Genomic DNA, 25,089 nt, shown 5'->3' on the forward strand with positions numbered 1-25,089 from the left:
GCGCCGACTCTACGGTTGCGAAAACTGTAGGACATCTTGCAGTAATGCACTCCGCGTGGAGCGACAAGGAGGTCGTCGGTGTCTGGTGGAGCCCTCGATGGCGCGACCCGGGGCGGGACCGTCCACAGTGCTCTCACGCCCGCGGCGGATCGCGGCGCCGGCCAGCCGGTCCTGAGCCTGCGCGACCTGGTCGTGGAGTTCACCACGCCGGCCGGCGTCGTCCGTGCGGTCGACGGGATGAGCTACGACGTCTTCGGCGGCGAGACGCTCAGCGTCGTGGGGGAGACCGGCTCGGGCAAGAGCGTGTCGGTGCTCGCCGCGCTGGGGCTGCTGAGGACGCCGAACCTGCGCCGGGTGTCCGGGCAGGCCCTGCTCGGTGGCGTCGACCTGCTCACCCTGCCCGAGGTGGAACTGCGACGACGCCTCGGGCGCGACGTCGCCATGATCTTCCAGGACGCGATCTCCGCGCTGAACCCCGTCCAGCGGGTCGGCCACCAGATCGCCGAGGCGCTGCGGGTGCACGACCGGGCCCTGACCGCCGCGGCGGCGCGGGTCCGGGTCGTGGAACTGCTCGACATGGTCGGCGTGCCGCACGCGGACGCCCGCTACGACCAGTACCCGCACCAGTTCTCCGGCGGCATGTGCCAGCGGGTGATGATCGCGATGGCGATCGCCAACCGCCCGAAGGTGCTGATCGCCGACGAGCCCACGACGGCGCTGGACGTCAGTGTGCAGGCGCAGATCCTGGATCTGCTGCGGGTGGCGCGCGAGGAGACCGGCGCCGGGGTGGTGCTGATCACCCACGACCTGGGCGTGGTCGCCGAGACCGCCGACCGCGTCAGCGTGACCTACGGCGGCCGGATCGTGGAGTCCGGCGAAGTCACCCAGATCTTCACCCGGCCGCGGCACCCCTACACCGCCGCACTGCTCGGCGCACTGCCGCGGCTCGACACCGCGGCCCGGCGGCTGCTCCCGATCCCCGGCCAGCCGCCGGACCCGAGCGAACTGCCGCCGGGCTGCGCCTTCGCGCCCCGGTGCCCGATCTCGCAGGGCCGGTCGGTGTGCACCGAGCAGCGGCCCGAGGCGCGGCCCGGCCCGGACGGCGCCGGCGTGAGCGCCTGCCACTTCCCGGACGAGGCGGCGGCGCTGCTCACCCGGGCGGACAGCCCGGGCGACACCACGGCATCCGTGAGCGGCGGCGACGCGGCCGCGGGCTCGCCCGTGCTCGACGTCCAGCAGGCCGTGGCGCGGTTCCCCGTGCGCTCCGGCGTGCTCGCCCGCCCGTCGGCCTGGGTGCATGCGGTGGACGGGGTGTCGCTTCGGGTCCCGGCCGGGCGCACGCTCGGCCTCGTCGGGGAGTCCGGCTGCGGCAAGACCACGCTCGCGCGGCTGGTCCTGCGTCTCGTCGAACCGACCGGCGGCCGGATCCTGGTCGACGGCCGTGACGTCGGCGCGGCGGGCCGGTCCCAGCTGCGCCAGATCCGGCGCAGTGCGCAGATGGTGTTCCAGGACCCGTACGCCTCGCTGAACCCCCGGCTGAGCGTCGGTGACAACGTCGCCGAGCCGTTGCGGCTGCAAGGCCTGCCCTACGCCAAGCGCAGGAGCCAGGTCGCCGACCTGTTCGCGCGGGTGGGTCTGCGCACCGAGCACGCGGACCGGCTGCCGTCGGAGTTCTCCGGCGGCCAGCGCCAGCGAGTCGCGATCGCGCGTGCGCTGGCGTCCCGGCCGGGGCTGCTGATCCTCGACGAGCCGGTGTCGGCGCTGGACGTGTCCGTGCAGGCGCAGGTGCTGAACCTGCTCGCCGACCTGCAGCGCGAATCCGCGATGGCGTACCTGTTCGTCAGCCACGATCTCGCCGTGATCCGGCAGGTCGCCGACGAGGTGGCGGTGATGTACCTGGGCCGGATCGTGGAGTCCGGGTCGGTGCGGCGGGTGTACGACGACCCGCGCCACCCGTACACGCGGGCACTGCTGGCGTCGGTGCCGGTACCCGATCCCGTCGGCCGGGCCGATCGGCGGCGGGTGCCGCTGGGCGGCGACGTCCCGAGCCCGGTGGACCCGCCGTCGGGCTGCCGGTTCCGGACCCGCTGCCCGATCGCGGTCGCCATCTGCGCCGAGAAGGAACCTCCGCTGCGGCTCGTGGCCGGCGGACACACCGCCTGTCACCTCGCCGACGAGACGGCCGACCTGACGCCGGAGGCGGCCCGATGAGCGCGGCGCCGAACCCGCCCACCTCCGCGCCGGCAGGGCGCCGGCGACTGGCGGCCCTGCGCCGGTTCGCCCGGTCCCGGTCGGCCGTCGTCGGGGCGGCAGGGCTGCTGCTGCTGGTCGCGGTCGCGCTGCTGGCGCCGCTGGTCGCCCCGTTCGACCCGGCCGCGCAGGACGGCGAGCCGCTGCTCGGCCCGTCCGGCGCGCACCTGCTCGGCACCGACCAGCTCGGCCGCGACATCCTGTCGCGCCTGATCTACGGCGCACGCGCCTCGCTCATCGCCGCCGCCGGTGCCGCCGCGGTGGGCGCGGGCATCGGGGTGCCGCTGGGCCTGCTCGCCGGTTACCTGGGACGGTGGGTCGACGCGGTCGCGATGCGGCTGGTCGATCTGTTGCTCGCGGTGCCGGGGATCCTGCTCGCACTGGTCATGATCGTGGTGCTGGGCCCCGGCCGGTTCAACCTGATCCTCGCCATCGGCATCGGTGCGGTGCCGGAGTTCGCCCGGCTCACCCGGGTGGCCACGCTCGGCATCCGCGACCGCGACTTCGTGCTGGCAGCACGCGGCATGGGCGCGAGCACGCCGGACACGATGCTGCGCACGGTGCTGCCGAACGTGCTCGGCCCGATCGTCATCCAGGTCGTCGTCACGGCATCGATGGCGGTCGTGGTCGAGGCGGGCCTGGCCTTCCTCGGCCTGGGCACCCCGCCGCCGGCGCCGTCGTGGGGCGGCATGCTCCAGGACGCGCGCTCGTACCTGTACCAGAGCCCGAGCTACGGGCTGTTCCCCGGGCTGTGCCTGGTCGCCACCGTGTTCTGCCTCGACCGGATCGGGCGAGGCCTGCAACTGGCGGTGAGCGGCGGCAGCCAGCACCTGGGGACACGCGTCACGAGCGGAGGTGCGGTCTAGATGTACGGTCACCTGGTTCGCCGGCTGCTGCAGTTCGCCGTGGTGCTGGTGCTCGGCTCCATCGCGGTCTGGGCCTTCACGTTCGCCCTGCCCGGCGACCCGGCGACGGTGCTACTCGGCTCCGACGCGAGCGAGTCCGAGCTGGCCGCGACCCGCGCCCGCCTCGGCCTCGACGGCTCGATCGTCCAGCAGTACCTCTCGTGGATCGGCCACGCCGTCGGCGGCGACCTGGGCGCCTCGTACTACTCCGGCCAGCCGGTGGTCCGCGAGCTGCTCGACCGGATCCCCGCGACGATCCAGCTGGCCGGGTTCGCGATGACCCTGACCCTGCTCATCGCGGTGCCGGTGGGCATCGTGGTGGCGCTGCGGCCGCACTCGGTGGCCGGCCGGGTGCTGCAGGGCTACCTCACCGCGGGCCTCGCGGTGCCGACGTTCTGGCTCGGCCTGCTGTTGATCATCGTGCTGGCCGTGCAGTTGCAGTGGCTGCCCGCGGCGAGCGATTTCGTGCCGATCTGGCGCGACCCGGCCGGCGCCGTGACCGCCACGATCCTGCCGGCGGTCGCCATCGCCGTGCACACCTCCAGCGTCACCGCCCGCTTCCTCGCCACGTCACTGGGCGAGGTCATGGGCAAGGACTACATCCGCACCGCCCGCGCCAAGGGCGTTCCCGAACGCGACGTGATCCGTCGCCATGCCCTGCGGAACGCGTCGTTGCCCACCGTCACCATCGTGGGGCTCCAGCTCGGCAGCTTCCTCGGAGGCACCGTCGTCATCGAAGCCGTCTTCAACTATCCCGGACTGGGGCGGCTGCTCTACACCGCGATCGGCGAACGCGACTACGCCCTCGTGCAAGGCGGCGTGCTGTTCGTCGTGGCCACGTTCCTGCTGCTCAACCTCCTGGTCGACGTGTTCTACGCCGTCCTCGATCCCCGTATCCGGCTGACCTGAGCTCCACCCCGTCCTGATCCTCGGGAGGCATCACCATGCCCGTTTCGCCGATTCAGTCCCGCCTGATCGCCCGCCGCACGCTGTTGCGGGCCGGGTTCCTCGCGGCCGGCGCGATCGCCGGCGCGCCCCTGCTCAGCGCCTGTGGTTCCGGGAGCGGCGAGAGCACGGGTGGCGACGGGACCGGCAAGATCACGCTCGGCACGACGAAGATCATGCAGTTCGATCCCTATCTCACCAACACCGACATCCACATCCACTCCTTCTACACGTACCTGCTCGACTACCCGCCGGACGGCACGTACGAGCCCACCCCGGCCGGGGCCGAGAAGTGGGAGTTCGCGCCCGACCACGCGTCGGTGACCATCACGCTCCGCCAGGCGACCTTCCATTCGGGGGAACCGGTCACCTCCGCCGACGTCGTGGCCGGTGTCCAGCGGGCCCAGGATCCGGACGCCGCGTTCACCCTCGCCCAGCCGACCGCGTTCATCGCCGCGGCGACGGCGGTCGACGAGCGGACCGTGCGGCTGGACTTCAAGCAACCCACCCCCGAGTCGCTGGTACTCGACTGGATGTTCGCCTTTCCGCTGGTGCTGGCGGCCAGCAACACCCCGGCGCAGCTGGAGCACGAGCCGGCCGGCTCCGGCCCGTTCCGGCTGGCCGACTTCCGGCGCGACCAGCGCCTCGTGCTGGAGAAGAACCCCGACTTCTGGGACTCCGGCATGCCGTACCTGGACGAGGTGGAGTACCGCTTCTTCACCGACGAGGACGCGTTGATCGCCGGGCTGGAATCGGGCTCGGTCGACGGAGCCGCCTACATCGGGTTCCGCCACGCCGACCGGCTGCGCGACCGGTTCACGCTGGTGGAGGGCAACGGCCGGATGTCGCTGTTCTTCATGAACGCCGTCATCCCGCCCTTCGACAACAAGCTCCTGCGACAGGCGCTCGCGCTGGCGATCGATCGCGACCGCATCATCGAGCAGGTCAACTTCGGCATCGGCGACCCGGTCTACACGGCCTTCATGCCGTCCTCGCCCGCGTTCGACCCGGCCTACCTCGACACGGGCGCGTTCGACCTGGACGCCGCCGCGGCCCTGCTGGAGCAGTCCGGCGACGTGCGCAACGCCGTCGCGGGCGTGACGTCGGGGAGCCCGTCGGTCCAGTCGCTCGAGATCATCCAGGCGGACCTGAAGAAGATCGGTTTCGACCTGGAGATCGCCCCGCAGGAGGAGGCGGCCTACCTCGAGGCGCTGTTCGCCAGCGAGCTGCAGTGCACCGTCGCCTTCCAGCCGAACAACCTGCAGAGCCCGTCGCTGATCGCCCGCGGCCGGCAGATGCTGACCACCGAGGCGAACACCACGTTCGGCCCCAACGTGCCGCCGGCCTACGTCGCCGCCGTGGCCGCGGCCGGATCGGCGATGACGCCCGAGGACCAGGAGGCCGCCTACGCCGCGCTGAACAGCACCCTCGCCGACGAGGCGTGGGCGATCGGCATCTCGACCGTGCCGTCCCTGTTCGCGCTGGACAAGCGCATCACCGGGCTGGTCACCGACTCCCGCGACTTCGTCGACCTCACCCAGACCAAGGGCTGACCTGCCGCAGGCACCTGCGCCCGTCCGCAGACGGGCGACGAGAAAGGAACCACATGACCGGGTTGCGCTACTCCACCGACGGCCCCGACATGGCGCTGCTCACCGCCGTGTTCACCCCCTTCACCGAGACCGGCGAGGTCGACCTCGACACCGTGGCGAAGCAGGCCGACGCCCTGCTCGGGTGGGGTTCCGCGGCGGCCTACATCGGGGGCACCGCCGGTGAGGGCGCCTCGCTCTCGACGGCGGAACGGATGGCGCTGGCCGAGCGGTGGTGCGAGGTCGCGGACGGACGGCTCGACGTCATCGTCCACGTGGGCCACGCCAGCCTCACCGAGGCCCGCCGGCTGGCGGCGCACGCCGAGTCCGTGGGCGCGCGGGCGATCTCGTCGGTCGCGCCCTACTTCCACCGTCCGGACACGGTGGCGGCGCTGGTCGACGCCTGCGCCGCCATCGCCGACGCCGCGCCGACGCTGCCGTTCACCTATTACCACATCCCCTCGATGACCGGGGTCGACCTGCGGGCCAGCGACGTGCTCGTGGTCGCCCGGGAGAGGATCCCGACGTTCGCCGGCGTCAAGTTCGCCCACAACGACATGGTCGACCTGCAACGCTGCCTGCACCTCGCCGGCGCGGACCACGAGGTGTTCGTCGGCGTCGCCAAGCTGGTGCTCGCCGCGTGGCAGTGGGGCGCGCGGGCGGCCATCGGGTCGGTGTACAACTTCGCCGGTCCGCTGTTCCGGCGGCTGCTCGAGCACGCCGCCCGTGGTGAGCTGGAGCAGGCACGAGCCGCCCAGCAGCTGGCGCAGCAGGTCATCGACACCGCGTCGCGGTACGGCGGGGAACTGGCCGGCTTCAAGGCGCTCGGCGCGCTGACCGGTGTCGACTGCGGCGGGTGCCGCCCGCCGCTGGTGTCGCCCGGCCCGGAGCAGCTGGCCGTGCTGCGCGCCGAGGTGACGGAGCTCGGCTTCCTCGGCGAGAGCCGCTGACGGTGACGAACGTCCTGATCATCCAGGCCGACCAGTTCCGGGCGGACTGTCTCGGCGTGGCCGGGAACCCCGATGTGCGGACCCCGCAGCTGGACCGGCTGGCCGGTGACGGCGTGCGCCACCGCGAGGCGTACTGCTCGTTCCCGGTCTGTACCCCGTCGCGGTACTCGCTGCTGACCGGGCTGCACGTCCGTCAGCACGGCGGCTGGACGAACCGCTGCACCCTCGCGCCGGGCATCGACACCTTCCCGCGGGCGCTGCGGCGGGCGGGGTACCGCACGGCCGCCGTCGGCAAGATGCACTTCACGCCGACCTACCTCGACGTCGGCTACGACCAGCTGGAGCTGGCCGAGCAGGACGGTCCCGGCCGGTACGACGACGACTATCACCGGGAGCTGGCCGCGGCAGGGCTGGCGCCGGTGACCGACCTGATCGACCAGGAGCACGAGTTCCGCGCGACCGCACCGCCGTCCTACTGGGACACGTACGGCACCGGCCGGTCGAACCTGCCGGAGGAGTGGCACTCGACCAGCTGGATCGGTGAGCGGGCCCGACGTGTGCTCGCCGGCTGGACCGAGGCCGGCGATCAGCTGCTGCACGTGTCGTTCGTCAAGCCGCATCACCCGTTCGACCCGCCCGCCGGCTGGGACGATGCGTACGACCCGGCGAAGCTGACCCCCCTGCCCGGCTGGACCGACACGATCCCGGCGGCCGACCAGCGGCACCAGCGGGAGTACTTCGACTACGAACCGCTGGACCTGCCGCGGCTGCGGCAGGTCATGGCGCACTACTACGCCACCATCACGCACCTCGATCACGAGGTGGGTCGCCTGCTCGACCTGCTGCGCCGGCGAGGGCTCTACGACGACACCCTCATCGTGTTCACGGCCGACCACGGCGAGTACCTCGGCTTCCACCACCTGCTGCTCAAGGACGGGCCGATGTACGACCCCGTGGTGAAGGTGCCGCTGCTGGTCAAGTTCCCGGGGCAGCTGCGATCCGGCGAGGTCTCCGACGCGCTGGTCTCGCTGATCGACGTCGCCCCGACGGTCCTGGCCACCTGCGGCCTGCGACCGCCGGCGCCGTTGCCGGGCACGGACCTGACCGATCCGGGGGCCGGGCACGACGCCGTCCTCGCCGAGGACCGCCGGCACGGCGTCGCGGGCATGATCCGGACCGGACGGCACAAGCTGCTCTGGTCCGACGTCGCCGGCGACGCCCTCTTCGACCTGGCCGCCGACCCGTACGAGCTGACGAACGTCGTCGACGACCCCGCGCACGACGACGCGTACCGCGACCTTCGCGAGGCCGCCGCCCGGTGGGCGCTGCACGACGCGACGCCACCCACCTACCTGGACCACGCCGCCCCGCAGCGCGGCGTGGTCACCGGGGACGACCGGGCGGCGCGGCAGGAGCTGTTCGCCGGCGCCGTCGAGAGGTACCGCACCGATCCCTGACTCTCGACGAAGAGAGGACCCGACGATCGTGACCACTCATCGTTCGACCCGATTCCGTGCGGCGCTGGTCGCCGCCGTCGTGAGCGCCACGGCGCTGACCTCGCTGCAGAGTGCCCCCGCGTCGTCCGGCGCCGCCACCGTGGACCCGTTCGAGGACCGCACCACCGTCCTGTTCAGCAGCCCGAACGTGCCGTCCGGGTGCTACCGCATCCCGGCGATCGTCCAGGCGGCGGACGGCTCGCTGCTGGCCTTCGCCGAGCGACGGATGCACACCTGTGCCGACAAGTCCCACATCCGGACAGTGGTCCGGCGGCTGCCGCCGGGCACCACCGAGTGGCTGCCGGAGCAGACGGTGGTCCGTGGCGAGGCCGGCGATCCGCAGGCCCCGGCGACGCGTGGAAACCCCGGCCCCGCGGTGTACCGGCGGCTGCCGGGCGCACCGCCGACCGACGCGCCGGACGGCCCGATCGTCCTGCTGGGCACGCAGCTGGACGGCGCGGACCGGCTGCACGGCGCGCTGGACGAGTTCCGCGTGTACGACCGGGCGCTCACCGGCGCCGAGCTGACCCGGCTGCGCACCCGCAACGCCAACGGCATCCCGGGCCTCACCGCCCACCTGCCGATGAACGCCGTCGTCCCGCCCGCCACCTGAGAGAGGTGCTCACGATGCGTGCTGTCCTGGCCGTGACGTCCGTCGTCGCGTCGCTGATCGGAGGCGTCCTGGTCGCCGAGCCCTCGACGGAGGCGGCCGCGCCGGCCTCCGCCGAGCTCGCTCCCGTACTGACAGCCTCGACGTTCGCCGACCCGCCGCCGCAGGTGCGGCCGAAGTACCGCTGGTGGATGCCGATGGCCTTCACCTCGGACGAGCAGTTGAGCGCGGAGCTCGCCGACGTGCAGGCCATCGGCGCCGGCGGCGCCGAGGTCGCGACGACCCCGGCCGTCGGCCCCCGGGCGTCGGACCCCGAGTTCCTCGCCGAGTACGGCTGGGGCTCGCCGCTCTGGGAGCGGAAGGTCCGGACGATGCTGGAGACCGCGGACGAGCTCGACCTGGCCCTGGACTTCACCATCGGTCCGCGGTGGCCGGCGATCGTCCCGACGGTCACCGACATCGACGATCCACGGGCGTCGCAACAACTGGTGTTCTCGCACGCCTTCGTCCAGGGCGGCACGACGTACGACGGCGCCCTGCCGGCCAACTACAGCCCTCGGCCCCCGACTGGCGCGAAGCGCACGCTGGTCGCCGCGGTGCTCGCACGCTGCGCGGACGCGGCGTGCGACAGCCAGAGCGGCACCGTGATGCTCGATCGGGACAGCGTGCGTGACCTCACCGGGACCGTGGGGGAGGACGGCACGCTCGGCATCGACGTGCCGGGCGGCCCCGGCGACACGTACGTGCTGATCGGCTTCTTCCAGACCGCCGCTGGCCAGGTACGCAACGACTTCACCACGACCAAGCGGAACTACGTCCTCGACCACCTCAGCGAGCAGGGCGTGCGGGCGACGACGGAGTTCTACGACGCGTCGATCCTCACACCCGCGGTGCGCGAGGCGCTCGGCGCCGTCGGCCGGGTCGACCTCTTCGAGGACTCGCTCGAACTGGGCGCGTCACAACTGTGGACGTGGGACTTCGCCGAGGAGTGGGAGCGGAGGCGCGGCTACTCACCCGTCTCGGTGCTCCCGGCGCTGGCCGGCGCCGGGTCGAGCGGCCTGACCGACGCGGCGTTCTTCGACTTCACCGACGGCAGCGGCGCGCGGGTCCGCACCGACTACCGGCAGACGTGGAACGACCTGTACATCGACGCCCGCCTCGGCCCGCTGCGGCAGTGGGCGAACGAGCGCGGCATGTCGCTGCGCAGCCAGCCCTACGGCGGGCCCATCGACACGCCGGAGGCCGCGACCCACGTCGACGTGCCCGAAGGGGAGTCGCTCGTCTTCTACGACAACATCGAGGCGTACCGCCTGGTGTCGGTCGGGGCGCACCTCAACGGCACACCCGTGGTGTCCAGCGAGTGCTGCGCGGCCCGGGAGAGCGTCTGGGCGTCGACCGCGGGCGGCTGGCGTGACCCGGCCAACCTGCGCTCGGTGTACCGCGGCTACGCCGGCGGGGTGACACAGGTGGTGTGGCACGGCTACCCGTACCTGACGAAGGGGGAGGGGACGGCCGACCAGGCGGTGTGGCCGGGCATGTCCTACGGCGGCAACACCTCGTTCGCCGAGGCGTGGGGCGCCAAGGGCGGCCCGAACTGGACGGACTACCGCGCGATCAACGACCACCTGGGCCGGCTGCAACTGGTGCTACGGCAGGGCCGGCCGGATTTCGACGTGGCGCTGTACCTGCAGGACTTCGGTCTGCGCTCGCCGGCGACACGGCTGACCGGGCCGGGTGCGCTGCTGGAGAGCGACTCGCCGCTGGCGCAGCGGGGCTACACCTACGAGTACCTCAGCCCGGCCCACCTGCGGCTGCCCTCGGCTCGGGTGGCGGACGGGCGGCTGTTCCCGGAGACCGGCGGCTACCGGGCGATCGTCCTCGCGAACCAGACGACGATGGCGGTGGACACCGCGCGCCGCCTGCTCGACCTGGCCGAGGACGGCCTGCCGGTCGTCGTCGTGGGCGACCTCCCCTCGGCGACGCCGGGCTTCCGCGACGCGGCGGCGCAGGACGCCGAACTGCGTCGCGTGCTGACCGAGCTGACCGAGCAGCCCGCCGTGCACCGGGTCGCCGACCTCGCCGCGGTGCCGGACCTGCTCGCCGGTCTCGGCGTGAGCCCGGCCGCCGCGCCCGCCACCGCCTCTGCCGACGTGCTGAGCGTGCGCCGCACCGACCCGGTCGCCGACTACTACTACCTGTTCAACCAGCGATCGTGGGCGACCGAGCAGCAGGTGACGCTCAGCGGCGACGGCCGGCCGTACGAGCTGGACACGTGGACCGGCGAGATCACCCCGCTCACCGACTACCGGCGGACGGCTGACGGCGTGGTCGTCGACGTCGCCCTCGAACCCGCCGACACCCGGGTCATCGCGTTGACCACGCGCGACGACGAGACGTTCCGCCCGCCGGCCGACGCCGGCGCCGGTCCCGTCGACGCCCGCAACGACGGGCTCGGCCCGGTGGTCCTGGACGACTGGACTCTCCAGGTCGAGAGCTGGAGCCGCGGCGAGTCCGGGCTGCCGGGCGACACCGGCCGGACGCAGCTCCCGGTGACGCCACTGGTCGCCGGCGACCACGGAGCGCTGCCGCCGTGGTCGGCCGTCACCCCGGCGACGGGCTACGACGTCGACCTCGGCGATGTGTCCGGCGTCGGGACCTACACGTCGACGTTCACCCTGGACGATTCGTGGGCCGGCGTGCGCACGGCCCAGCTCGACCTGGGCGAGGTCGTCGACACCGCGACCGTCACCGTGAACGGGACCAGGATCCCGGCGCTCGACCCGCAGGACCTTCGGCACGTCGAGGTGGGCCACCTGCTGCGGGCGGGCGAGAACACGATGACGGTGCGCGTCGCGTCGACACTGCTCAACGCCGTCCGGGTGGCGCCGGGCACCGGCGCGGCCGGCCGTGCGCGCATGGACTACGGGCTGCTCGGCCCGGTGCGGCTGACCCCGGTCGACGCACGGCAGCCCACCCTGACCGTCGAGGCGCTCGAACGCGAGCTGCCGCTGGCGGCCGGCGGCGCCAACCGGTCGCGCGTCCGCATCGTCAACCACTCGCCCCGGCCGGTCGTGGTGTCGGTCGACGTGACGGCCGGCGACGGCGTCGACGCCGCACCGGAGCGACGGCGGCTGCCGGTCCCGGCACGGGCGGCGGTGACGACGACGGTGAGCCTGAGCGGCGGGAACGAGGCCGGCTCGTCCGATCTGCTGATCGATGTCGCGGCGTCCAACGGGGCCCGCGGACAGGCGCACGTGGCGCTGCGCCATTCCGGCAACCTGGCGCTCAACACGACCGGGAGCCCGTACCCGAGCGTCTGGGCATCGAGCTATCAGTATCAGCGTCCGCCGTCGTTCCTGAACGACGGGCAGACGTCGACGTTCTGGGCGTCGAACGGTCAGACGCCAGGAGAGGCGCCCACCGCCGAGCGGCCCCAGTTCGTCGCCGTGGACCTCGGGCTTCCGGCCGTGGTGCGGTCGGTGGGGACGAGTGGACGTGGCAACTGGGCGCCGCGGACCTACGACGTGCAGACGTCCCTGGACGGCGAACGGTGGACGACCGTGGCGTCCGTGACGGATGCGCCGATGTCCAGCGCCCTCAACATCACGGCGGTCACGCCGACGCAGGCGCGCCACGTGCGGCTGCACATCACCCAGGGGTGGTATCCGAGCAGCCCCGGTCTCAACACCCAGCTGGCCGAGTTCTCGGTCTACGCGGTCGCGGAGCCTGGAGGCCGCCGATGAGACACCGGTCCGCACTGGCCGCGATCGGCTCTGCCGCCGTGCTCGCGTCGGTGCTCACCGCGCAACCGGGCGGGCCGGCGACGGCCGCGGCGGCGGACGAGCTGCGACTCGTGCCGCTGTCGGCGCGGGCCGAGCTCGTCACCGCCGGCGACGTGCTGGTCGCCGCCGAGGTGCCGGACGACACCCCGCTGGACGACGTGCGGCTCACCCTCGACGGCGCCGACGTCACCGGGTCGTTCCGCGCCGACACCGCCACGCACACGCTCACCGGCCTGGTCGACGGGCTGCGGCCCGGCCGGAACCGCCTCGTCGCTTCCGCCGGGCAGCAGCGCGACCAGCTCGTGGTGACGAACCACCCGGCCACCGGCCCGGTGATCAGCGGCCCGCAGCAGACGCCGTACACCTGCACGACCGACCTGTTCCGGCTGGTCGGCGGCGCGACACTCGGTGCCCCGCTCGACGACGACTGTTCGGCCGCCACCCGGGTCGACTACGCGTACCGCACGACCGCCGGGCAGACGAGGCCGCTGCCCGATCCGTCCACGCGGCCCGCCGACCTCGCCTGGACGACCACCCTCACCGGCGACACCGTCCCGTTCCTGATCCGGATCGAGACCGGCACGCTCAACCGGGCGATCTACCAGATCTCGGTGCTGCACGACCCGGCCGCGCCGGACCCCGCGTTCGACCGCCGCGGCCCCGGCTGGAACGACCGGTTGATCTACACGTTCGGCGGCGGCTGCCGGCGCGGCTGGTACACCCAGGGCACGGACACCGGCGGCGTCCTGGACCCGTGGATGCTGGGCCGCGGCTACGCGGTCGCGTCGGCGTCGCTGAACGTCTTCGGCAACAACTGCAACGACCTGCTGGCCGCCGAGACGATGATGATGGTCAAGGAACGCTTCGTCGAACGCCACGGCGAGCCGCTGTTCACCATCGGCTGGGGCTCCTCGGGCGGCTCCTACCAGAGCCACCAGATCGCCGACAACTACCCGGGCCTGCTCGACGGCATCGTGGTCGGGCGCAGCTTTCCCGACGTCGCGTCGGCGACCAACCTCACCCTGTTCGACGCCCGGCTGCTGGAGCACTACTTCACCGAGGTCGCGCCGGCAGAGTTCAGCCAGGAGCAGCAGCGTCAGATCGCCGGCTTCCTGCGGTGGCAGAGCATCGGCAACCTCAGCGACGGCGCGAACCGGCTGGACCCGGCCGCCGAGTTCCCCGCGGAACTGCCCGCCGCGCTGCGCTACGACGCGGACACCAACCCCGGCGGTGCGCGAGGGGACGTCTACGACCACACCGTCAACGTGTACGGACGCGACCCGGTCACCGGGTTCGCCCGGCGGCCGCTGGACAACGTCGGGGTGCAGTACGGGCTGGTCGCGCTCAACTCCGGCGCGATCACCGTGGAGCAGTTCCTCGATCTCAACGAGGGCATCGGGGGCCTGGACGCGGACGCCCGGCCGACCGCGCGGCGCACCGTCGCCGACCCCATCGCCACGCGCGCCGCGTACGACACCGGGCGCATCCTGTCCGGCGGACTGGGCCTGGCCGCGACGCCGATCATCGACTATCGCGCGTACTCGGAGGACGCGACGAACGGCGACATCCACATGGCGACGCACGGCTTCGCCACCCGGGCGCGGCTGGAGGCGGCGAACGGCGATGCGGACAACCAGGTCTTCCTGGTCGAGGACAGCCGGTACGGAGGGTTCAGCCTGAACAGTCCCACCCTCCGGTACGCGCTGAGCAGCATGGACCAGTGGCTGACCGCACTGGCCGGCGACGACTCGGCACTGCCCGCGCACGAGCGGGTGGTCCGGAACAGGCCGGCGGAGCTCGCCGACGCCTGCTGGAGCCGCGACGCCCAGCCGCGCAGGATCGTCCAGCCGATCACCGCGGACAACGCCGGTGAGTGCGGCCGGCTGTACCCCGCCTTCTCCACCCCACGGCTGGTCGCCGGCGCCCCGCTCACCGACGACGTGGTGGCGTGCCGCCGCAAGGAGGTCGAGTGGAGCGACTACGCGGTCGGCCTGACCAAGACCGAGCGCAGCCGGCTACTGGCCACCTTCCCGTCGGGTGTCTGCGACTGGTCGCGGCCGGGAGTCGGCCAGCGGCCGCCGCGCGGCACCTGGCAGTTCTTCTGACGCACTGCCTCATCCATCGAGAGAAGGAGCACGATGTCGTCGACGACACGTCGCAGAACCCGGCTGCTCGCGCTGACCGGCCTGGCCGGTCTCGCCCTGGCGGCCGTTCCCGGTCCGTCCGGCACGGCCTGGTCGCCCGCGGCGGCCGAGGCCGCGCCGGCACGAGCGATCGAGCAGACCACGGTCTTCAGCCGGGGAGAGGACGGCTATCACACCTTCCGCATCCCCGCCGTCGTCCAGGCTCAGGACGGCACCCTGCTGGCGTTCGCCGAGGGCCGCGTCGACGACCCCGGCGACGACGGGAACATCGACCTGGTCCTCAAGCGCTCGGCCGACGGCGGCGCGACCTGGGGACCGCTGCAGGTGGTCGCCGACGACGGGGGGAACAAGTTCGGCAACCCCGTCCCGATCGTCGACGAGCGGACCGGGCGCATCGTCCTCAACGTCACCCGCGCCGGTGGCGACGTGTCGGGCAACGACATCCGCTGCGGGCGCGCGGACGCCGAGCAGACCCGCCGGTCGTTCGTCCTCTACAGCGACGACCACGGCGCCAGCTGGTCCGATCCGGTGGAGATCACCGCCGACGTCAAGCCGGCCGACTGGCGGCACTTCGTCGGCGGCCCGGGGCACGGGATCCAGATCACCCAGGGCGAGCACGCCGGCCGGCTCGTCATACCGGGCAACCACTCGGTCGCGCCGCCGCCGGGCTCCAGCCTGTCGTGCACGGACGACCGGCTGTTCGGCGCGCACTCGCTGTACAGCGACGACGGCGGAACCACCTGGCACCTCGGCGGGGTCGACTCCGTCCCCGACGGGGTGGTGAACCCGAACGAGAACACCGTCGTGGAACTGAGCGACGGAACCGTGTACTTCAACGCCCGCGACCAGAACGGGACCAGCGTCGGCGCCCGGGCCGGCACCAGCAGCGTCGATGGCGGGGCCAGCTTCGACGGGCCGTACGAGGAGATCCCGGACCTCGTCGCGCCGGTCGTCCAGGGTTCGATCCTGGGCCTGTCGCGCGAGGCCGACCGGCGCGAGCGGCTCGTGTTCGCCGCGCCCGGGCATCGGACGGCGCGCGAGAACCTGACGCTGTGGTCCAGCTTCGACGACGCCGGCAGCTGGGTCCGCGGCCCGGTCGTCAGTGAGGGGCCGGCGGGCTACTCCGACCTCGTGCAGATCGACGGCCACGGCCGTGCGCGCATGCTCGGCGTGCTCTACGAGACCGGCGACCGGCTGCACGAGCGCCCGGAGCAGACCTATCACCAGCGGATCACCTTCGCCCGGGTGATCGTGCCGACGCTGGACACTCCCGAGCCGCCGCCCGCGACCACCCCGGACGTGTCCGGCAGCGGGCTCGACGCCATGGTCAGCGGCGCACCCCGGCGGGTCGGCGGCGTCGTCGGCTCGGGTCTGGAGCTGGCCGGCGACTACCTCGAGACCCCGGTCGACCCGGCCCTCGAGTTCGGCGACGGCCCGTTCACGGCCGCGGCCTGGTTCCGTACCGGCAGCACCGCCCTGCAGACGATCGCGTGGGCGTACTCCAACCGCGACGTCGACCCGAAGTGGTGGATCCGGCTGGAGCCGGACCTCGGCCGGATCCGGGCCCACGTCAACACGGGCACGGAGAACACGTTCGTGGCCGCGGCGGGCGACTACACCGACGGCCGGTGGCACCATGTCGCCCTCACCCGCAGCGACGAAGCCGTGACGATCTACGTCGACGGCGTGCCGCAGGCGTCGTCCGCGCCGGTCGCCGGGCCGGTGTCGGCCGGCCCGCTCACCGGCATCAGGATCGGTGCCCGCGTCGACGGCATCAACAACCCGCTGGACGGCGCCGTCGACGACGTGTGGATGTTCGACCAGGCACTCGGCGCCGCCGAGATCGCGGCGCTGGCCGCCGGCAACGCGCCGGCCGGCGCCGAGCCCGTGCTCCACCTCCCGCTGGACCGGATCACGCGGTGACACCCGCCGCCGTGGCGGCCCGGCGCCGGTTCACCGGGCCGCCACGGCGGATCGACTGCCGGCTACGACTCGAGACGCAGCAGGTAGGTCTCGTGTTGCCGGCACTGGAGCGTGACCGTGTCGGTGTGGCGTGCGATCGGTTCGTGGCTGCCGCCGAAGGCGTCGGTGACGGTCGTGGCCCTCGTGGGCAGGTGGATGGTGCGCGGACCGTCAGAGATCGCGTGCAGGGCGACGAATCGGCGGTTGGCGTAGACGACGTCGTCGTTGTCGACGTAGACATGCGCGCCGGCCTCCTTCGCCGCATTGCGAAGGAATCGGGCCGGGATCCTGGGCGCCACCGAGTACGTCGAGTGACCGCCGCGCCTGTGCTCGACCCGCACGACGCCCGGTGTCGGCGTTCCCTCGACAGTGGCCAGCAGTTCGCCGTTGCCACCGGTCGGATGGACCAGCGGAGCACCAACGGCGCTCGTCGTGCCGAACGTCGTCCCCGGCGCGATGCCGGCGAGAGCCGCTGACGCACTCTCGACGGTCGTCACCCGCAGGTGTGCCTGCTGCTCGGTGGTCGTCATCTCGACGCCGGTGAGGTCGGTCACGCCCGCGGCACCGGGCGTGTTGCCGTCGCCGAACCAGCCCGCCCCGTGACCCCACACGAAGCTCTTGCCACGATCTCGCAGCCGGCGGATCACCCGGCGCAGCTCGCGGTCGACCTTGATCGCGTTGGGGAGGACGTAGAGCGAGTAGTGGTGCGTTCGCTCGTCGAGCAGATCCCGGAACTGGAAGATGTCGTACGGCGTGCCCATGGCGCCGAGTTCGAGCCGTTGACCGTAGAGGAACTGCTGGTTGTGGTTCCGGCTGTAGCCGAAGTGGGCCATGCTGGCCTCGTCGACGAACACCGCCACGTCGGCCGTCGAGCGACGGTCGCCCCGGAGCGACTCGTCGACGAGCGTGCGGGCGACGGCCATGAACTCCATGACGGCGGGGTCGTCGTACCAGCCGCCCCACATGTCGAACCACCACAACCCGGCGTTGTTGGTGATCGCGCGGGCGAGGTTGTTCCTCAGCAGTGACATCGTGATGCGCGGGTCGTCCGGGCCGAGCCAGAGCGAGGTGTCGTAAGGGCCGGGTTCCGAGCCGGTGGGGTTGATCTCCGGCGCGACGACCGAGAGGCCCTCCGTCAGGTGGGTCCTGGTATCGGCCTCGTTCATCCACAGCTTGCCGTGCAGGGCCACGGAGTCGGTGAGGCCGAAGTAGGGCCAGTCGTGGCCCGCCTGACGGCGCAGGTAGCTGCTCGGGCTGGCGAGGAACTCGACGTGGGGCGACGTGAGGACGTGGTAGAGCGCATGCTGCCCTACATCGACGTGGGTGGTCTCGAGGACGTACCCGTAGAACGCGCCGGCGAGCGCGGAGTCGCCGACCTCCTCCTTGACCGTCCGGCAGAAGTGGACCACCGCGTCGGCGGCCGCGTACGAGTGGAACCGGTAGTAGTCGATGACCTGCTGCTCGGTGTCCGGGTCGCGGAAGAGTCTCGCCGGATCGCCGGTGCGTGCGGCCGCGTCCGGAACGGCGGCGGTGTCGAGCGACACGGCGGCGTCGTTCCAGGCGGCCCGCAACGTCGCGTCTGACGTGTAGGTCCGGCGGAGCCAGGCGCGAAAGGCGCGCTGGTGCGGCTCGCTGTAGTCGGGCAGCCGGTCCCGGTTGCCGTGGTACATCCACTCCTCGGTCTGCCCCGCCCCCAGGTGGTAAGCGATGAGGTTGTCGGCGTACGGCGACGCGGCGATGTGCCGGATGAGCGCCAGGAGGGTCTGCCCGGCCTGGTCCTTCCAGACGTTCGAGCTGAACGACTGCCGCAGTGTGCCGCCGTCCGCGGACACGCTGAGCTCGCCCGGGTGGAGCGATTCCCACCATGCGGGCACATCGAGGTTGACCCTCAGCAGAACGAGTGCGTCCGGCCGCGCCTCGACCACGCGCGCGAGGTCGGCATCCACCGCGGAGAAGTCGTACTCGCCCGGCCCCACCCAGATGCCGGGCCGGAACGGCCTGATCCCGCTGGTGGAGTTGATCCCCCGATCGCCGAGGTAGCAGGCCACGCTGTAGACGCCATATCCGGCGCCGGCGAAGTCGTCGTACCGGCCCCGGTGCGGGAGATAGGTCATGTACGCGATCGCCGGAAGCGGCTGATCACCGAGCATGATCGCCGGGGCGCCATGGTGCACACCGACGCTGACGCGAGTGCGGCGGGCCGGCTGCCCGGGTCGGCCGGCGGACGCGAGGCTCGCGTGACCGAGGAGTGCGGCGGCCGCGGCGGATGCCGCCGTCGCGCCGATGAAGGCCCGTCGGGTCGGGTTCGTGTCGTCCATCGCGGCGGCTGTCCCTTCTCGAACGTCCAGGCGGCCGGATGACCACCGGTCGATGATGCGTCGGCCACGAGTCAAGTCATCAGAGTTCTAGACCAATGGCATCCGAAGTCTTGAAGATTCATCAGATGTCCGAGACAGTAGAAGCCGGTGCCTCAACGGTCAAGACCTGGAGTGAAGCCCGTCCCCGAGCAGGTCACGGGGCATCGCGGTGCCCGGAACGAGGGGCGCTCGTCGATGCACGCGGCACCAGGACGCCGCCCGGCCGAGCTGGACCACTCACCTCGGCGGCCTTCGCCAGAGGGGTGAGTGGTCAGCGCCATGCCCAGTTCCAGCGATGTGATTGGAGCGAACCGATGCCTCCCGCCCACCCGCGCTCGAGACGGCGCCTACGCGCCGTCGCCTGCCTGTTGGCAGTGATCACGGTGATCACCGCGATGCAGGTCTTCGGAGACCGTCGTGTGACCGCCACGCCCGCGGTGTCGCCTGAGGGCTCGCCGGCCGCTGCGCCGCTGCTCACTCAGGACACCTTCGCCGATCCGCCGAACGAGGTCCGGCCGAAGTACCGCTGGTGGCAGCCGCTGGCGTTCACCGACGACCAGCAGCTCATCGCCGAGCTGGAGCAGCTGAAGGAGATCGGCGCGGGCGGGGCAGAGGTCAGTCTGCAGCGCTCGAACGGTCCGGGCCACTACGACAACCCGCACCTCAGCACGTACGGCTGGGGAACGGAACTCTGGGCGGACAAGGTCGAGACGATGCTCTCGGCGGCCCAGGCGAACGGATTGAGCCTCGACCTCTCCATCGGCCCGCGCTGGCCGACGACCGTGCCGACCGTCTCGGACGTGAACGATCCGCGCGCGGCTCAGAAACTGGTCTTCTCGCACGAGTTCCTCGTCGGCGGTGCGTCACGATCCGGGCCGTTGCCCACCAACTACGACACCGCACCGCCGGACGGTGGGCACACGACGCTCGTCGCGGCGCTGGTGGCGAGGTGCGAGGATCCCGACTGCGCGAGTCAGCCGTCGCGCCGGTTGCTCGATCGGTCCAGCGTCGTCGATGTCACCGCGCAGGTGGACGCGGCCGGCAACCTGAGCATCGACGTCGCGGGCGACACCGAGAGCACCTTCGTGCTGATGGCCTTCTACCAGACCCCGAACGGACACCTGCTGTCCGGCTATACCGCCACGGTCGACAACTACTCGCTCGACACGTTGAGCGAGGCGGGCGCCAGGGCGAGTACCGACTTCTACGACGACGCCATCCTGACCCCGGACGTGCGATCGCTGCTGGACGAGATGGGCACCACCGAGCTCTTCGAGGACTCGTTGGAGCTGGGCGGCCAGAAGTGGACCACGGACTTCGTCGAGGAATGGACCACGCGCCGAGGCTATGCGCCGATCGGCCTGCTGCCGGCGCTCGCCGGAGCCGGTGCACAGGGCGGCCTGCCGGGACGATTCCCGGGCGAGCCGTTCTTCGACTTCGCCGGCGGTGTGGGTGACCGCGTGCGCCACGACTACCGGCAGACCTTGAGCGACCTGTACATCGACCACCGGCTCGACGTGCTGCGCGAATGGGCGCACGGGCACCAGATGAAGACCCGCGTCCAGCCCTACGGGGAAGCCATCGACACCTCCGAGGCGGCCGGTCACGTCGACGTTCCCGAAGGGGAGTCGCTGGCCTTCGGCCGGAACGACAGCGCCCACAGCAACGTGCAGAACTACAAGGTCATCGCCTCCGGCGCGCACCTCTCGGGCGCGCCGGTCGTCTCCGACGAGTGCTGCGCGTTCCGGGGGCACATCTGGGGGGCCACCGTGGGCGAGGCGACCGACCAGTCGAACCTGCAGGCCGTGTACCGGGGCTTCGCCGGAGGCGTCAATCAGATCGTCTGGCACGGCTTCCCCTATCTCAGCCGCGGTGTGGCGGGCCATGGCCCGCAAACGCTGTGGCCGGGCATGAGCTACGGCGGCAACGCGTCCTATTCCGCGGCGTTCGGTGCCAAGGGCGATCCGAGCTGGGCCGACTATCGGCAGGTGAACGACCACCTGGCCCGCATGCACCTGGTGCTGCGCCAGGGCAAACCGGCGTTCGACCTGGCCGTCTACCGTCATGACCTGGGCCTCGGCCTGACCGGCATGTCGGGAACCACGCTGATCCCCAGCTCGTCCGCGCTCGCCGCCGCCGGCTACACCTACGAGTACGTGAGCCCGGCGCAGTTGCGGGACGAGGGCGCGAAGGTCCGCAATGGCGTGCTCTTCCCCGACGCCTCGGCCTACCACGCCCTGTTGCTCAACGACCAGACGACCATGCCGCTCGACACCGCCCACGACCTCCTGCGATACGTCCGGCGTGGACTGCCGGTGGTGATCCTGGGCGACCTGCCCAGGACCACGCCCGGCTACCGGCCCGACCAGGACGTCCGCCTGCGCGCCGTCATCGCCGAGCTGGTCCGGCAGCCCGGCGTCATTCGCGTCGACGACGAGAGCGCCGTGCCCGCGGCCCTGGAGCGCGCCGGCGTCTCGGCGGCCGCCGCGCACACGACGCCGTCCGATGCGATCCTCGACGTGCGCCGCCGCGCCGAAGGCGTCGACTACTACTACCTGTTCAACCAGCACTCCACCGCCACGGCGCAGACCGTGACCCTGACCGGCGAGGGCACGCCGTACCGGCTGGACACCTGGACCGGCGAGATCACCCCGATCTCGGACTACCGCAGGGGCCAGGGCACCGTCACCGTCGACGTGCGGCTGGCCGGCCATGACGCCGAGATCATCGCCGTCACGCCGCGTCGCGACGCCACCTTCCGCGGCGTCACGCCGCGCGACGAGGCGCCCGCGGCAGCGTCCGGCCCCGCGCCGCAGCCGTTGCGGCTCACGGACTGGTCGCTCAGTGTCGACAGCTGGACCCCGGGCCCGAGCGGCCTGCCCGGCGACACGGCACACACGGCGATCGGGCCGGTGGACGTCACGGCCGCCGAGGACGGTGCGCTGCCGCCCTGGTCCGACCTCGGCCCGGACCTGGCCGATGTCGCGGGCATCGGCACCTACACCGCCGAGTTCCGGCTCGACCCGGACTGGGAGAGCGTCACCGGCGCCTACCTCGATCTCGGCACCGCCGTCGACACGGTCCGCGTGAGCGTCAACGGCCGGGAGCTGCCGCCGGTCAACCAGATGGACCCGGGCCACGTCGACATCGGCGACCGGCTACGTCCCGGCGACAACACGATCACGGTGCGGGTCGCGTCGACCCTGCTCAACGCGGTCAGAGTCGCGCCCGGCACCGAGACCGGGGACCGGGAACGCATGGACTACGGACTGCTCGGCCCGGTGATCATCACGCCGTACGCCGCCACCGCCCCGGTGCTGACGGTCGAGGCGCAGCAGCGCTCGCTGCCCGTCGCCGACGGCGGCTACAACGAGGCGGAGATGCTGGTGACCAATGCGTCCGGCCGTCCGGTCAGCGCCACGCTCACCGCCACCGGCGCGGACGGTGTCACCGCGACGGCTCCGGGGGTCGCCACGTCCATTCCGGCCGGCGGCTCCGTGACGGTTCCCGTCGCCGTGCGCAACGCCGGCCTCGAGTCCGGCACGAGCACTCTCGCGGTGACCGCGCGTGCCGACGACGGCCTGGAGGCGACGGCGAACCTGACACTGACCCACTCGACGAACCTCGCGCTCAACACCCAGCTGACGCGATACCCGAGGATCATGCCCGAGACCACCACGGCCCAGGACCGCTTCCCGGAGCACCTGGCCGTGGACGGCTCGCCGACGTCGTACTACGCGTCGTGGGGGAAGACCGCGGGACTCGGGCCGACTCCCGAGAGCCCGTCCACCTTCGGGCTCGACTTCGGCGCGCCGGTGACGTTCAGTACGGTGACCGTCGCCGGGCGAGCCGACGGCGCGTCGCAGCTCGGGCCTCGCGACTACACCATCGAGGTCTCGGGCGACGGTGTGTCCTGGCAGTCCGTCGCCGTCGCCGATCACCCCGCCGCCGGTGGCACCACCACGTTCGCTCCGGTCGCCGCCCGGTATCTGCGACTGCGGATCACAGATACCTGGGATCCGGTGCGGCCGGCGCGCAATGTGCAGATCAGCGAGCTCGTGGTCACCGAGTGAGCTGATCGCGGCGAACCGTCCGCGCCACACGGGTGACCCCACGCACGGCGGGGTCACCCGTGCACCGCGGCTGGGGTCAGCCCGTCAGCCAGTCGAGCGTGAAGCGGACGACGTGCAGCGGGGCGGCGTTCGCGACGTCGCGCTTGTTGCTCATGTAGGCGATGACGATGGTGCCGTCGTCGGTCACGGCGATGTCGGAGTAGCGGGCGCTCGGTGCGCTGGCGGTGATGAGCTTCTCGTCGGTCCAGGTCCGGCCCTCGTCGACGCTTCGCCGGACGTAGAGCTGGTTGGACCTGGTGACCGACATCAGCAGGGTGCGGTGGTCGTAGCGGACGAAGCCGAGGTTGGTGTCGGCGCCGAACTCGTGCACGACCGTGCCGCGGTACTTGTACTGATTCGTGACGCGCACCCGCCCCATGCGGCCGACCCGGTCACGTGTTCGCCAGGGGACGAGGGCGGTCATGCCCTCCCTGGCGGGCTGGGCCTTCGTCTCGACGGTCTCGGCGAATTCGGGTGTCGCCGTCCAGCTGTCCCCGCCGTCGTCGCTGTAGAGCAGGCACATCCGTCCGGGGACGACGACCCGGCCGTTCGGCAACGTGAAACCCTTGCCGCCGTTGGTGGGCAGGCCGTTGGCGTGATCGCTCGCGACCGACGGGTACGACACCTCGGACCAGGTCTGCCCGCCGTCGTCGCTCGTGCGGCGGTGCAGGGCGAGGTCGGCCGGCTCCCAGTTCTGCGGGCCGGCCGTGTAGAGAGCGGTGAGGCGGCCGTCGATCATCGTCACGACACTCGCGTACCCGCAGTCTCCCGTGGCCCCGCCGGCCTCGTGGAGGGTCCCCGCCGGGGCCCAGGTGCGGCCGCCGTCCACGCTCCTGAAGGTGACGATGTCGGCGGCGCCCTTGTCGACGTTCACGCCCGGCGTCACCGGGTAGCGGTGCTGCGCCACCATCGTCAGCGCGTTGCCCCCGGTCGCGATGACGGTGGGGAGCTGGTGGTTGCCGGCCGAGATCTGGCCGATGTCCTGGAACGTCCCACCCGTCTGGGCCTGGGCACGCACCGGACGCGTGACGTCCGGGAGGAATGCGGCGCCGAGGCCGGCCGCCGCTCCGGTGAGGAAGATCCGTCGTTTCATGGGGGATCCCTTCTGAGCCCGCCGTGCGCCGGCACGGGTGCCGCGCCTCGGCGCCGCTCGTCGTCGAGTCGTGCGCTCGCAGGATGACAGCACGTCATCATATGAGGGAGAGATTCATCAGAGCAATAACGACTAGATCCTTGAGTCATCTGATTTCTTGTTCTAGTCTTCTGTTGTCCGACGAGATCGAGGGGCCTCATGTCCGCACTGCCCAAGTACCGCGAAGCGCAGGTGAAGCTGCGCGCCTACATCGCCGAGCGCGGGTTGCGCGCCGGCGACCAGTTGCCTCCCGAGGCGGATCTGGCTGAGGTGTTCGGCATCGGCCGCCTGTCGTTGCGGGAGGCGATCAAGGGACTCGAGACGGTCGGCGTCCTGCGCACGCTCCACGGTGGCGGCACCTTCGTCGAACCGTTCTCGTTCGCGCCGATCCTCGAGAACCTGCCGTACGCCTTCCAGCTCGAGGGGCGCGATCTGATGAACCTCCTCGAGCTGCGCGCCGGTCTCGAGGAGGGGCTGATCTCTCGCGCGTCGGAATGGATCCGGCGGCGAGACCTCGAGGAGCTGCGGGGCATCGCGACCGCGATGGCCGCAGCTGACAGCACGCCGGACGACCGCGCGGCACTCGATCGGCAGTTCCATCGCCGGCTGTACGAGCCGCTGGACAATCCGCTGGTCACCCAGATGATCGATCTCTTCTGGGACATCTTCCACCGGCTGCACAGCGCGACGGTCGCCGAGCCTTCGACGCCGGCCGAACTCGCTCAGATGCATCTGGACATCGTCGACGCCCTCACCGCGCAGGACGGCGAGGTCGCGGCGATGACCCGGCACTTCGAGAACATTCGCACGCGCCTCTGACCGCTGGCCTCGACGCGGACACGGCGCCAGCTCAAG

14 protein-coding genes are annotated in these 25,089 nt (G+C 71.9%); 12 read left to right on the plus strand and 2 right to left on the minus strand.

What is annotated here, in order from left to right; translation table 11 throughout:
• Window positions 1-78 precede the first annotated feature (78 nt).
• Genes DZA62_RS25850 through DZA62_RS25895 form a run of 10 tightly spaced genes read left to right on the plus strand, consistent with a single transcriptional unit; the run spans window position 79 to window position 16,594 of the window.
• Window positions 79-2,211 (plus strand): ABC transporter ATP-binding protein, encoded by a 2,133-nt coding sequence (locus DZA62_RS25850; RefSeq protein ID WP_116951829.1) that lies wholly within the window; start codon window positions 79-81, stop codon window positions 2,209-2,211.
• Window positions 2,208-3,116, plus strand: coding sequence for an ABC transporter permease (locus DZA62_RS25855; RefSeq protein ID WP_116951830.1), 909 nt, complete (start codon window positions 2,208-2,210; stop codon window positions 3,114-3,116). The genes DZA62_RS25850 and DZA62_RS25855 overlap by 4 nt, the downstream gene beginning before the upstream one ends.
• Window positions 3,117-4,064 carry an ABC transporter permease gene (locus DZA62_RS25860; RefSeq protein WP_116951831.1) on the plus strand — a complete coding sequence of 316 codons (948 nt, stop codon included), beginning with the start codon at window positions 3,117-3,119 and terminating at the stop codon, window positions 4,062-4,064.
• A 35-nt stretch (window positions 4,065-4,099) separates the two neighbouring features.
• On the plus strand, window positions 4,100-5,653 hold the full coding sequence (locus DZA62_RS25865) for an ABC transporter substrate-binding protein (RefSeq protein WP_116951832.1): 1,554 nt from the start codon (window positions 4,100-4,102) through the stop codon (window positions 5,651-5,653).
• 53 nt (window positions 5,654-5,706) lie between these two features.
• Window positions 5,707-6,639 (plus strand): dihydrodipicolinate synthase family protein, encoded by a 933-nt coding sequence (locus tag DZA62_RS25870; protein ID WP_116951833.1) that lies wholly within the window; start codon window positions 5,707-5,709, stop codon window positions 6,637-6,639.
• A 2-nt stretch (window positions 6,640-6,641) separates the two neighbouring features.
• The gene (locus DZA62_RS25875) at window positions 6,642-8,096 is read left to right on the plus strand and encodes a sulfatase-like hydrolase/transferase (protein WP_198664194.1); all 1,455 of its coding nucleotides are present in this window, start codon (window positions 6,642-6,644) and stop codon (window positions 8,094-8,096) included.
• A gap of 28 nt (window positions 8,097-8,124) precedes the next feature.
• A complete protein-coding gene (locus DZA62_RS25880; RefSeq protein WP_116951834.1) occupies window positions 8,125-8,748 on the plus strand; it encodes a sialidase family protein in 624 nt (207 codons plus the stop codon).
• A 14-nt stretch (window positions 8,749-8,762) separates the two neighbouring features.
• A complete protein-coding gene (locus tag DZA62_RS25885) occupies window positions 8,763-12,488 on the plus strand; it encodes a glycosyl hydrolase (protein WP_157987914.1) in 3,726 nt (1,241 codons plus the stop codon).
• Window positions 12,485-14,632 (plus strand): DUF6351 family protein, encoded by a 2,148-nt coding sequence (locus tag DZA62_RS25890; protein WP_116951836.1) that lies wholly within the window; start codon window positions 12,485-12,487, stop codon window positions 14,630-14,632. Before DZA62_RS25885 ends, DZA62_RS25890 begins: the two co-directional genes overlap by 4 nt.
• Window positions 14,633-14,665: 33 nt before the next feature.
• Window positions 14,666-16,594: a sialidase family protein gene (locus DZA62_RS25895; protein WP_116951837.1), complete on the plus strand. Its 1,929-nt coding sequence runs from the start codon at window positions 14,666-14,668 to the stop codon at window positions 16,592-16,594.
• Window positions 16,595-16,656: 62 nt separating this feature from the next.
• Here DZA62_RS25895 and DZA62_RS25900 read toward each other — a convergent pair whose 3' ends face one another.
• Window positions 16,657-18,951 carry a beta-galactosidase gene (locus DZA62_RS25900; RefSeq protein ID WP_116951838.1) on the minus strand — a complete coding sequence of 765 codons (2,295 nt, stop codon included), beginning with the start codon at window positions 18,949-18,951 and terminating at the stop codon, window positions 16,657-16,659.
• 458 nt (window positions 18,952-19,409) lie between these two features.
• Between DZA62_RS25900 and DZA62_RS25905 the strand changes: the two genes are divergently transcribed.
• Window positions 19,410-23,063 carry a glycosyl hydrolase gene (locus tag DZA62_RS25905; protein WP_198664195.1) on the plus strand — a complete coding sequence of 1,218 codons (3,654 nt, stop codon included), beginning with the start codon at window positions 19,410-19,412 and terminating at the stop codon, window positions 23,061-23,063.
• A 76-nt stretch (window positions 23,064-23,139) separates the two neighbouring features.
• On the opposite strand, the gene DZA62_RS25910 is transcribed toward DZA62_RS25905, so the two are convergent.
• Window positions 23,140-24,195, minus strand: a complete 1,056-nt coding sequence (locus DZA62_RS25910; RefSeq protein WP_116951840.1) for a sialidase family protein — start codon at window positions 24,193-24,195, stop codon at window positions 23,140-23,142.
• A gap of 198 nt (window positions 24,196-24,393) precedes the next feature.
• On the opposite strand from DZA62_RS25910, the gene DZA62_RS25915 reads away from it, so the two are divergent.
• Entirely contained in the window at window positions 24,394-25,053 is a 660-nt protein-coding gene (locus tag DZA62_RS25915) for a FadR/GntR family transcriptional regulator (protein WP_116951841.1), read from the plus strand.
• Window positions 25,054-25,089 lie beyond the last annotated feature (36 nt).

This window comes from Jiangella endophytica, from assembly GCF_003427025.1.
Taxonomy (GTDB): Bacteria; Actinomycetota; Actinomycetes; order Jiangellales; family Jiangellaceae; genus Jiangella; species Jiangella endophytica.